Consider the following 11,417-nt stretch of genomic DNA (forward strand, 5'->3'; position numbering starts at 1 on the left):
TCACGCGGCCGGTCAGGTCGTGACGGGGGGGTGGGGGAGGTCAGTCCTTGACGGCACCGGCGGTGACGCCGGCGGCGACGTAGCGTTGGGCGAGGACGAGGATGACCGCGGCCGGGAGTGAGGCCACCACGGCGGTGGCCATGATCGCGTTCCACTCCTGGTTGTTGTTGCCGATGTAGTGGTAGATGCCGAGGGTGATCGGCTCGTGGGCACCGCCGTTGACAAGGGTGCCGGCGAAGACGAAGTCGGACCAGGACCACAGGAACGCGAACAGCGACACCGTGACAACGGCGTTGCGGCTCATCGGCAGGACGACCGACCAGAAGGTGCGCAACGGTCCCGCGCCGTCCGTCTTCGCCGCCTGGAGCAGTTCGCCGGGTATGCCGGACATGAACGCCGTGAAGATGAGTACGGCGAAGGGGACGGCCAGGGTGGAGTCGGCGACGATCAGGCCGGGGACGGACTGGAGCAGGCCGAGGCTGAGATAGATGGCGTAGAAGCCCATCGCCATGATGATGCCGGGAATCATCTGGGCGGCCAGCAGGACGAAGTTCAGGATGCCGCCGCCGCGCGGGCGGAGCTTGGCGAGCGCGTAGCCGGCAGGGGCGGCGAGGGCCACGGTCAGCGCGACCGTGCCCAGGCCGATGACGAGACTGGTGGCCAGGTAGGGCAACTGCTCGTCGAGGACCCTGCGATAGCCGTCCAGCGTACCCTGGGCGGGGAACAGGTCGGGCGGGCTCTTGCGCATGTCCCGCTCAGGCGTGAAGGACACGTTCAGCATCCAGTAGACCGGGAAGAGCATGACCGCGGTCAGCAGCAGACCGATGGCCGTCTTCCACCACGTACGGCTGGGGCTTCGGTTCGTGAGGTTCATGGGGTTCATGACAGCGCCTGCTTCCGCTGGACCCGGACGTAGATGAGGCCGAACACCAGGGCGGCGACCACGAGCAGGTTGCCGACGGCCGCGCCCGGGCCGAAGGCGGGCAGCAGGTTGCCGAAGCCGAGTTGGTAGGACCAGGTGGCGAAGGTCGTGGACGAGTCTGCCGGACCACCCTTGGTCATGATCCAGATGATGTCGAAGACCTTGAGCGTGTAGACGAGGCCCAGCAGCAGGGTGATCGCGGACACCGGACGCAGCAGCGGGAAGGTGACGCGCCAGAAGCGCTGCCAGGCGTTCGCCCCGTCGAGGGCCGCCGCCTCGTACAGGCTCGCAGGGATGGACTGCAGGCCGCTGTAGAGCACGACCAGGTTGAACGGGACGCCGATCCAGATGTTCGCGATGATCACCGAGGTCAGCGACCAGGACGGCGAGGTCAGCCAGTTCACCGGCCCGACACCGACAGCGCTCAACAAGGCGTTCACCACACCGGAGTCGCTGTTGAGCATCCACGACCAGGTGGACGCCGACACGATCAGCGGCAGCAGCCAGGGCACCAGGAACAGGGCCCGCAGGGTGGCCGAGAGCCGGAAGTGCTGGTTGAAGAAGACCGCGAGGGCCAGGCCGATGGCGTACTGGAAGACCAGGCACACGGCGGTGAACACCACGGTGTGGAGCAGGGCGGGGACGAAGGTCGGGTCGTCAAGGACGGTCCGGTAGTTCTCCAGGCCGGTGAACGGCGCGTCGCCCTGGACGAAGGAGCGGACGGTGTAGTCGCGCAGGCTCAGGTCGATGTTGCGGTAGAGCGGATAGGCGTAGAAGAGGGCGAGGTAGAGGGTCACCGGGGCGAGGAAGGCCCAGGCGGCCCACTGCTGGGAGGTGGGCCGGCGCCGTGCCGGGGGCGGTGCGGTGGCGGCCGCGCCGCTGGGTTCGGGCACGGGCCGACGGTGCGGCACTTGTGTCGTGTGGCTCATCAACGGGCCCTGAATTGCCGTCACTTGACGGCGGACTGGGCTGCGGTCAGCGCGTCCTTCGGGGACTTCGAGCCGCTGAGCGAGGACTGAACGGCCTTCCACAACTGCTCGGAGATCTTCGGGTACTTGGTGCCCAGGTCGTCGCTGGTGCGCCCCTTGGCCGCCTTGACCGCGTCGACCCAGGGCTTCAACTCGGCGTTCGTCGCCACCTGCTTGTCCTGGACCTCGCTGGTGGGGGCCACGTAGGAGAGGGTGGTGTCGGTGTCGTACAGGTTCTGGGCGCTGGTCAGGCAGGCCGCCAGCTTCTGAGAGGTGGCGTAGCGGTCGGTGTCGCCCTGGACCGGGATGGTGACGAACTCGCCGCCGGTCGGGGCGGCCGCGTTGCCGCCGGAAACGCCGGGGACGGGAAGGACGCCGTACTCGAACCCCGCCTTCTCGGCGTTGGCGAGTTGCCAGGTGCCGTTCTCGCTGAAGGCGTAGTCACCGCTCGCGAACTCCTGCCAGCTGGTGGTCTGGGTGTTGTTGAGCACCGAGTTCGGGGCGTAGCCCTTGTCCAGCCAGTCCTTCCAGAGCGACAGCGCGGAGACGGCCTCGGCGGAGTCGAGTTCGGTCAGCTCGGCGCCCGCGCCCCAGAACCACGGCAGGAACTGGAAGCTGCCCTCCTCGGTGCCGATCGCGGAGAACGTGATGCCCTTCTTGCCCGCCTTCTTGACCTTCTCCAGCGCCGCCGTCAGTGACTTCCAGTCCTTGACCGAGTCGATGTCCACCCCGGCTTCATTCAGCACGTCCTTGTTGTAGTAGAGGGCGAGGGTGTTGGCGCCGATCGGCGTGCCGTACGTCTTGCCGCCCGACTGGCCGGCCGCGAGGAGGTTGGGGTCCACCTTCGAGGTGTCCAGCTCGTTGTCGTCGGTCGTGGTGAGCACGCCCGCCTCGGCCAGGGTCGACACCACCGGGTTGTCGACGATGAGGACGTCCGCGGAGTTGTCCTGCTGCGCCGCCAGCAGCGCCTTGTTGGACAGGTCACTGGTGTCGAAGGCGGTCCGCTTGATCTTCACGCCGGCCTCGGTGCCGCAGCCGTCCAGCAGCTTCGCCCAGGCCGAGCTCTTGTCGAACTGCGGGTACGGGTCCCAGATGGCGTACGTGCCGCTGTCCTCGCCCTGGGCGCCGGTGCTGCCCGAGCCGCCGCATGCGGTGGCACTGGTGACGACGGCCAGAGCGGTCAGGGCTGCGGTGGTCAGACGGCGCCGTCTGGAGAAGCTGTTCATGGTGGGATCCTTTGTTTCCGGAATGCGGGTGCCGAGGGCAGGGGTTTACTGAAGGCGGGCACGGCGAACGACACCGATGTGCGGTTCGAACGTCGGTGGGGTGAGGCAGCAGGGGCGAGGTTTCCCCTGCGGTGCGGTCAGGGTGTCGCGTCGGGCCCTGCGTCCGCAGCGAGCGCGGCGGGCATGGCTCCCGCGGGTCCGGTGCTGGCCCGCAGGGAGATCGGGGGCGTGAGGAGGTGGTGCCGGGGCGGCGCGTCGGGATGGTCCAGCCGCTCCACCAGGAGCTCGACGGCGAGCCGGCCCAGCTCGGCCGCCGGTACGTCCGCGGCGGTGAGCTGCGGGGTCACCGTCTCCGCCCAGCGGCCGGCCACGACCCCGGTGACGGAGAAGTCGCGCGGCACGTGGCGGCCCGCCTTGGCGAGCCCCCGGTACAGGCCGCCCAGCGCGGCCTCGTTCAGCGTGACCAGGGCCGTCGTGGACGGGTCGTCGTACAGGATCCGTTCCAGGCACGCCTGGCCCGACGCCGCGTCGTCCCCGCAGCAGTACGTCCGCACCGTCAGCCCCCGCTCGGCCGCGGCCTTCGTGAATCCGTCCAGACCGCGGTGCGCGGACTCGTACCCGGCCCGCAGCAGCTGCTCGGGGCGGTTCACGAAGGCCACCCTGCGGTGACCGAGATCCGCCAGGTGGTGGACGCACGCCGCGGCCAGCGCGGTGTGGTCCAGTCCCACCCACCAGCCGCCCTCCGGGTGGGCGGTGCGGCCGATGGCGACGGAGGGGAAGTCCAGGGCGGCCAGGTGATCGACCCGGTCGTCCTCCAGCCTGATCTCCATCAGGATCGCGCCGTCGACCCGCCGCTCCCCCAGCAGCCGCTGGAACGAGCGGTCGCTGTCCACGCCACTGGGCGACATGAGCACGTCGTAGTCATAGGCCGCGGCGGCCTCCACCACGCTGCCGATGAAGTCCAGCTGCATCCCCGTGTAGTGGTTCCCGGCCGGCGGGAAGACCAGACCGAAGGTGCTGGTCCGCCCGTTGGCCAGGGCACGCGCACTGGCGCTGGGCCGGTAGCCCAGCTCGTCGACGACCTGCTGGATTCTGCGGCGCGTGTCCTCCGCCACCGGGCGCTTGCCGCTCAGCGCGTAGGACACGGTGCTCCGCGAGACACCGGCGCGCCGGGCGATCTCACCGATGTTCACGGCGACTCCTTGCTCGAACCGGTTCGACGCCTCGGAGGAGGGAGCACTGCCGGTCGTGAGGGTGTGGGGAGGGGCGAGGATCGAGAGCCGGTAGTCGAACCGGTTCGCGTGAAGCGACGGTAGGAACTACCCGCCCGCCTGTCAACACCTCCGGCCGCACTTCCGCGACGGCGACGATGGCTCGGCCAATCCCCTGCTCGATTCCTTGCGGCGCGGGGATTGCTGCCCAGTTGTCGTGGTGCTAGCTTCGCCGAACCGGTTCGATGAAGCACTCCTTCCGGCAACCGCGCGAGTTCGATCCGCCCCGCCCCTGCCGGGCGCCACATCATCGAACCGATTCGCACCGCCCCACCCACCTCGGTGATGTGGGCCGACCGGAACCCCGTACACAAGGATTGAGGACGCAATCCATGCCATCCGCTGACAGATCCGCCCGGCGCCGGGCCCCGGCCGCCTTGGCGCTGGCCCTCGGCGCGGGCCTGCTGGCCGCACCCGCCGTCCCGGCTCAGGCGGCCGACGCTCCCCAGCCCACTGCCCGCTACACCTTCGACCAGGACGACCTCGCCTCAGGCAGGATCACCGACTCCTCCGGCAACGGCCTGACGGCGAGCCTGGTGAACGGCTCGACCGCCCGGTCCGTCGCGGGCACGGACGGGGGCAAGGCCCTGGCCCTGCCCGGCGGGGCGCCCACCTCCGACGGCGCGTACGTCCGCCTGCCCCGGGAAGTGCTCGGCGACGCGAGCGACCTGACGGTCTCCGCCCGCGTGAAGTGGAGCGGCGACAAGTCGTCCTGGCAGCGGATCTTCGATCTGGGCACCAACACCACCAAGTACCTCTTCGCCACCCCGTACAACGGCGGCGGGCTGTTCCAGACCTCCGTGACCACCGGCGGAGGCGGAGCGGAGAGCCAGGTCCGCGGCTACGCGATGCTGCCCGCGGACGAGTGGCGGACGGTCACCGTCACCCTCGACACCTCCGCCGGCCGGCTCACCACCTACCTCGACGGCGTGGCCGTCTCCTCCGCCGCTACCGGCGTCAAGGCCAAGGCGCTGCTGGACGGTTCGGCCACGGCCGCCGGCTACATCGGCAAGTCCTTCTGGCCGGACCCGCTGCTCAAGGGCGCGATCGACGACTTCACCGTGTGGCACTCGGCGCTCAGCGCCGAGCAGGTGGCCGCCATGATGGGGACCTTGCCGACCGTCCAGGAGCTCTCGAAGACGTCCTTCGAGGTCCGTACCACCACCGGGACCGCCCCGTCCCTCCCCGTCGCCGTCCGCTCCTCCTTCTCCGACGGCTATGACCGCGACACGCCGGTCACCTGGGAGGCAGTACCGGCCGAGAATTACGCCCGGCCGGGGACGTTCACGGTGGCGGGAACGGCGGCCGGGCGCGCGGTGAAGGCGACCGTCACCGTGGTGCGCGAGGGGCAGCTCACCGTCGACCTCGGCTCGGACACCGGCACGTTCCACGGCGGCGCCTCCGGCACCCTCTACGGCGTGTACGGACCGGATGTCCCCACCAACAACCTCATGGAGGGCATGGGCCTGCGCACGGTCTCCACGAAAGCGCAGGACGGCCCGCAGCACCCGGGAGCCGACGCGCTGGAAGTGGTCAAGCCGCTGGCGGACTCCACCGACGGTGACGTGTACATCTACATGACCGACATCCACCGAGGCTTCCCCTACCAGTGGCCGGGCGACACCCCCGAGGAGAAATTCAGGCTCTACAAGGAGAAGATGGCCAAGCAGGTCGACCAGGTCCTGCAACTGCCCGAGCAGTACCAGGACAACATCGTCTTCGTGCCGTTCAACGAGCCCGAGGGCAACATGTTCGGCACCGGTGAGTGGAGCTACAACAAGGTCAGTTGGCTCAATGACCCGGACGACTTCTTCGCCGCCTGGGACGACGCGTACAAGCTCATCAAGGGCAAGATGCCCGACGCCCGTATCGCCGGCCCCAACACCAGCGTCCTGTACGACCAGGTGAAGGGCTTCCTCGCCCACACCCGCGCCGCCGGCACCCTTCCGGAGGTCATCACCTGGCACGAGCTGAGCCACCCGGAGGCGGTGCGCCGAAGCGTCGCCAAGTACCGGGCGTGGGAGAAGGAACTGTTCGAGGGCACCGACCGCGCCGGCACCCAACTCCCCATCAACATCAACGAGTACGCCTTCAACTACCACACCTCGGTCCCCGGCCAGATGATCCAGTGGGTGTCCGCGATCGAGGAGTCCAAGGTGGACGCCGACATCGCGTACTGGAACATCGACGGCAACCTCTCGGACTCCGCGGTGCAGTCGGGCCGCGGCAACGGCCAGTGGTGGCTGCTGAACTCGTACGCCTCGATGAGCGGCCACACGGTGGCGGTGAGCCCGCCGTTCCCCGGCGAGAACTACACCATGCAGGGCGTCGCCACGCTGGACGAGAAGAAGAAGCAGGCCCGGCTCCTCTTCGGCGGCTCCACCGGCAAGGGCCACATCAGCTTCGCGGGCGTCCCGGAGAAGCTCTTCGGGGACCGTGTGCACGCCTGGGTGCGGGAGATCGACTGGAGCGGGCAACTGGGCGACTCCTCCGGCCCGAAGCTGCTCACGGAGACGAACCTGGAGGTCGGTGACGACGGCACGGTCGTCGTCGGCTTCGGCGACGGCGCGCTGCCGCAGCTGAAGGAGTCCTCGGCGTACGAGATCGTCCTCAGCCCGGCCGGGAAGGCGAAGGGCACGCAGTCACCGCCCGTGCGCTGGCAGACCTCGTACGAGGCGGAGGACGCCGCCCACACCGGGTCCGGCTACTCGAAGAACGGTCCCGAGGGCTCCCCGCGCGACGTGTCGAAGTTCTACACCTCCGGCGGCTACAGCGTCGGCGGCCTGCGCACCGGCTCCGACGTCACGATCGACTTCACCGTGGACGTGCCCGAGGACGGCACCTACGACCTGAGCGTCTTCGCCAACTCCCTCAACACCTTCGACAAGGTGAAGGAACAGGGCCCCACCAACGTCTTCCTGCGCGTGGACGGCAAGGCGGACAGCGAGCAGGAGCTGCATCTGCCGCTGGGCTACAAGTGGGTGGTGTGGGACCACACAGACACCAAGGTGAATCTCACCAAGGGCAAGCACACCATCACGCTCGCCGTGAAGAGCGCCGACGGCAAGCGCGCCACCAAGGGTGACGCCATCGTCGACCGCCTCACCCTCTCCCTGCCCGGCGCTTCGGCCGCCACCCAGGTGTACGAGGGCGAGCTGGCCTGGCTGAGCGGCGGGTCAAAGCCCGTGTACGCCCCGTCGAAGTCGGCGGCCACCGGCGCGGGCGCGGTCCGGCTCGCGAAGAACCAGACCGCCACGTTCTGGGTCCACTCACCCGCCGACCGCGAGGCCACCCTCACCGTCGACACCCTCGGCGGCACGGGCGCCCGGCTCTCCGTCAACGGGCACGACGTCCTGCGCCTGGCCAAGGGCAGGAGCAGCGTCGCGGTCTCCCTCTCCGGCGGCGTCAACAAGGTGACGGTGACCGGGGGTTCGGCCACGACCCTCGTCGACCGCCTGACGGTCACACCGACCGAGGGCAGGCTGGCGACGCGTACGTACGAGGCCGGCGACGCCACGCTCGCGGGCACGGCCACGCTGACCCCGCTCTCGCTGGCCACCGGCGGTACGGCGATCACGGGCATCGGCGGGGACCCCGGCAACGGCAACACCGCGACGTTCACCGTCACGGCCGACCGGGCCGGCCTGTACGCGCTGCGCGTCCGCTACTCCAACCCCGAGCAGTCCGAGGCCACCCACTACAACCCGGACCCGCTCGCCCGCCACGCCGACATCACCGTGGGCGGCGGCGAGACACGACGCGTCGGCTTCCCCCACAGCTTCCACCAGAACAACTTCTGGGAACTGACCGTCCCGGTGCAGCTCAGGAAGGGCCAGAACACGATCACCTTCCGCTCCGAGGAACTGCCGAACTTCGACGGCGCCACGTACGCCTCGGACGCCTTCCCCGGGGTGCTGCTCCGCTCCCGCTACGCGCCGCTGATCGACCGGATCACCCTCGCCCCGTACGCACGGGAGGTGCGCTGAGTCAGATGGGGCTGAGGTAGACGGGTGAGGGCAGGTGGACCATGAAGTCCACCTGCCCTCACCCATGTCCGCTCCTCTCGGACGCGATGGCCGTCACCACGTACGGTCGGGCACGCCAGGTCGTCCCCGCGCGTGACCTTCACTGCCCGCAAGGTCGATACTTCCGAGAGCAGTTCTTCCACCGGCCCGTGTCCGATGTCTGCCAACCTCACCGGGAGGTACCCATGAAGATGCTGATCAATGTCGCGGAGACCGTCGTCGCGGATGCGCTGCGGGGTATGGCGGCGGCGCATCCCGAGTTGACCGTGGATGTGGAGAACCGGGTGATCGTGCGGCGGGACGCGCCGGTTGCCGGGAAGGTGGGGCTGGTTTCCGGGGGTGGGTCGGGGCACGAGCCGTTGCACGGTGGGTTCGTGGGGCCGGGGATGCTGTCGGCGGCCTGTCCTGGTGAGGTGTTCACGTCGCCCGTGCCGGATCAGATGCTACGGGCCGCGGCGGCGGTGGACAGCGGGGCCGGGGTGCTGTTCATCGTGAAGAACTACACCGGTGACGTGCTGAACTTCGACATGGCGGCCGAACTCGCCGAGGACGAGGGCATCCAGATCGCGAAGGTGCTCGTCAACGACGACGTGGCCGTGACCGATTCCCTCTACACCGCCGGGCGGCGCGGCACCGGTGCCACCTTGTTCGTGGAGAAGATCGCGGGCGCCGCCGCCGAGGAGGGGCAGTCGCTGGAGCGGGTCGAGGCGCTGGCCCGGCAGGTCAACGAGAACTCCCGTAGTTTCGGGGTGGCCCTGACGGCCTGCACCACACCGGCGAAGGGGAGCCCCACCTTCGATCTCCCGGCCGGCGAGCTGGAGTTGGGCGTCGGCATCCACGGTGAGCCGGGGCGTGAACGGCGCGCGATGATGACCTCGGGCGAGATCGCCGACTTCGCGGTGAACGCCGTCCTGGAGGACATGAACCCGCGCAACCCCGTACTGCTGCTCGTCAACGGCATGGGCGCCACCCCGCTGCTGGAGCTGTACGGCTTCAACGCGGAGGTCCAGCGGGTACTCACCGAGCGCGGAGTCGCCGTGGCCCGCACCCTCGTCGGCAACTACGTCACCTCCCTCGACATGGCCGGCGCCTCGGTGACCCTCTGCGAGATCGACGAGGAGCTGCTGCGGCTGTACGACGCGCCGGTCAGGACGCCGGGGCTGCGCTGGGGGGTGTGAGGGGCGGCTCCCTGGCCGTCAACCCGCCGGCCCATCACCTCCGCAGTCAGTCAACTCTCTTATTTCGCAAGGAGATTACGTGCTCGACGCCGACTTCTTCCGTCGTTGGATGACGGCCGCCGCGGCCTCCGTGGAACGCGAGGCCGAGCGGCTCACGGCGCTCGACTCGCCGATCGGGGACGCCGACCACGGCAGCAATCTGCGCCGCGGGTTCGCCGCTGTGGTGGCCGTGTTGGAGAAGGACGCGCCGGACACGCCCGGCGCCGTCCTCGTGCTCGCCGGGCGGCAGTTGATCTCGACGGTGGGCGGCGCGTCCGGCCCGCTGTACGGCACCCTGCTGCGGCGCACCGGCAAGGCGCTCGGGGACGCGGCCGAGGTGAGTGAGGGTCAGCTCGCGGACGCGCTGCGCGCCGGGGTCGACGCGGTGATGACGCTGGGCGGGGCCGCGCCGGGCGACAAGACCATGATCGACGCGCTGGTCCCGGCTGTCGACGCGCTCGGGGAGTCGTTCGCCGCGGCGAGGTCCGCCGCCGAGGAGGGCGCCCTGGCAACCACGCCGTTGCAGGCCCGAAAGGGGCGGGCCAGCTATCTGGGTGAGCGGAGCATCGGGCACCAGGACCCCGGGGCCACGTCCGCCGCGCTGCTGATCGCGGCGCTCGCCGGCACCGCCGGGCATCCGGAGGCCGCCGATGCCTGACGAGAAGCTGGTCGGCATCGTGCTCGTCTCGCACAGCGCCGCCGTCGCCGCCTCGGTCGCCGAGTTGGCGAAGGGGCTCGCGGGCGCGGGCGCCGACGTCCCGGTCGCCCCCGCGGGCGGCACCGAGGACGGTGGTCTGGGCACCAGCGCCGAGCTGATCTCGGCGGCCGCCGCGTCCGTGGACCGGGGCGCCGGGGTCGCGGTCCTCACCGACCTCGGCAGTGCGGTCCTCACTGTGAAGGCCCTGCTCGCGGAGGGCGACGAACTCCCCCGGAACACCCGGCTGGTCGACGCCCCGTTCGTCGAGGGTGCCGTCGCCGCGGTCGTCACGGCCTCGACGGGAGCGGACCTCGCGGCGGTGGCGGCCGCGGCTTCGGAGGCGTACGCGTATCGGAAGGAGTGACCCTCGGCGGTCGGCGGTGCCGCGCGCGTCGGCTGTGCGCTCACTCGCCTCGTACGAACTTCCGCGCCAGCTTCTCCCCTTGTCTCACCGTCGCCTCCTTGTCCTCGATCCGGGACACGCGGGAGTCCTCGAAGACGAGGTAGGTGACGCCGGAGCGGGTGCCGCCTCGGCGTGGGTGGGGGTTGATGCCGAGGGCCTCGGCGGTGGCGTAGGAGGCCTCGCCGATGATGTTCCGGGGGCCGTTGTCGCCGACGACGGCGTACTGGACGCGGCCCTTGTGGATGACGGCGGCGATCGAACCGCCCCTGATGCCGTGGTCCCGGTGGTCCCAGATGCGGCTCGGGACGGGGACGACGATGAACGGCAGCCGCTCGGCGCTGAGATGGCGGCCGTCCGACTGCCGGTAGGAGGTGGTCGGCTGGAACCACGGGTCGGTGTCGCGGTTGCAGTGTGCGCCGGGCCGGCCGTCGCAGTCGATGTCCATGTCAGCCTTCCAGAACACCGCGCCGTCGCTACCGCAGACCGGGATGACGGCGGGGGCGCCGGCGTCGCTGCGGTAGAGCCCCTTCGACACGCGGGCGCAGCCGCGCACCTTCGCGAGCAGCTCGGTGGCCGTCGCGGCCCTCTCACGCTGGAGGGGCTGCTCCGGATGGGCCAGCAAGGCCGCACCGACCGCGGCCAGCGTCAACGACCGGACACGCACGATGAGGGACCCTCTCCCGGGGAG

The 11,417-nt window shown here is 70.0% G+C and carries 9 protein-coding genes; 4 read left to right on the forward strand and 5 right to left on the reverse strand.

Features of this window, described 5'->3' with window-relative positions:
• Positions 1–40 precede the first annotated feature (40 nt).
• The 4 genes from F3T56_RS20415 to F3T56_RS20430 form a co-directional block, all read right to left on the reverse strand.
• Positions 41–874, reverse strand: coding sequence for a carbohydrate ABC transporter permease (locus tag F3T56_RS20415; protein WP_149826631.1), 834 nt, complete (start codon positions 872–874; stop codon positions 41–43).
• Positions 875–879: 5 nt separating this feature from the next.
• Positions 880–1,851 carry a carbohydrate ABC transporter permease gene (locus F3T56_RS20420; RefSeq protein ID WP_149826632.1) on the reverse strand — a complete coding sequence of 324 codons (972 nt, stop codon included), beginning with the start codon at positions 1,849–1,851 and terminating at the stop codon, positions 880–882.
• Between the two features lie 20 nt (positions 1,852–1,871).
• Positions 1,872–3,116, reverse strand: coding sequence for a sugar ABC transporter substrate-binding protein (locus F3T56_RS20425; protein WP_149826633.1), 1,245 nt, complete (start codon positions 3,114–3,116; stop codon positions 1,872–1,874).
• A gap of 137 nt (positions 3,117–3,253) precedes the next feature.
• Complete coding sequence (locus F3T56_RS20430) at positions 3,254–4,309, reverse strand: LacI family DNA-binding transcriptional regulator (protein WP_149826634.1); 1,056 nt, start codon at positions 4,307–4,309, stop codon at positions 3,254–3,256.
• A gap of 410 nt (positions 4,310–4,719) precedes the next feature.
• On the opposite strand from F3T56_RS20430, the gene F3T56_RS20435 reads away from it, so the two are divergent.
• From F3T56_RS20435 to dhaM, 4 genes are all read left to right on the forward strand, one after another.
• A complete protein-coding gene (locus F3T56_RS20435) occupies positions 4,720–8,373 on the forward strand; it encodes a LamG-like jellyroll fold domain-containing protein (protein ID WP_149826635.1) in 3,654 nt (1,217 codons plus the stop codon).
• Positions 8,374–8,597: 224 nt separating this feature from the next.
• Positions 8,598–9,590, forward strand: a complete 993-nt coding sequence (gene dhaK / locus F3T56_RS20440) for a dihydroxyacetone kinase subunit DhaK (protein WP_149826636.1) — start codon at positions 8,598–8,600, stop codon at positions 9,588–9,590.
• 79 nt (positions 9,591–9,669) lie between these two features.
• Positions 9,670–10,287: a dihydroxyacetone kinase subunit DhaL gene (gene dhaL / locus F3T56_RS20445; RefSeq protein ID WP_149826637.1), complete on the forward strand. Its 618-nt coding sequence runs from the start codon at positions 9,670–9,672 to the stop codon at positions 10,285–10,287.
• Entirely contained in the window at positions 10,280–10,690 is a 411-nt protein-coding gene (gene dhaM, locus F3T56_RS20450; protein ID WP_149826638.1) for a dihydroxyacetone kinase phosphoryl donor subunit DhaM, read from the forward strand. Before dhaL ends, dhaM begins: the two co-directional genes overlap by 8 nt.
• Positions 10,691–10,730: 40 nt before the next feature.
• Here the strand turns inward: dhaM and F3T56_RS20455 are convergent, their stop codons facing one another.
• Positions 10,731–11,393: a glycoside hydrolase family 75 protein gene (locus F3T56_RS20455; protein WP_149826639.1), complete on the reverse strand. Its 663-nt coding sequence runs from the start codon at positions 11,391–11,393 to the stop codon at positions 10,731–10,733.
• Positions 11,394–11,417: the final 24 nt, after the last annotated feature.

Origin of the sequence: Streptomyces tailanensis, assembly GCF_008386495.1 — a bacterium.
Taxonomy (GTDB): domain Bacteria; phylum Actinomycetota; class Actinomycetes; order Streptomycetales; family Streptomycetaceae; genus Streptomyces; species Streptomyces tailanensis.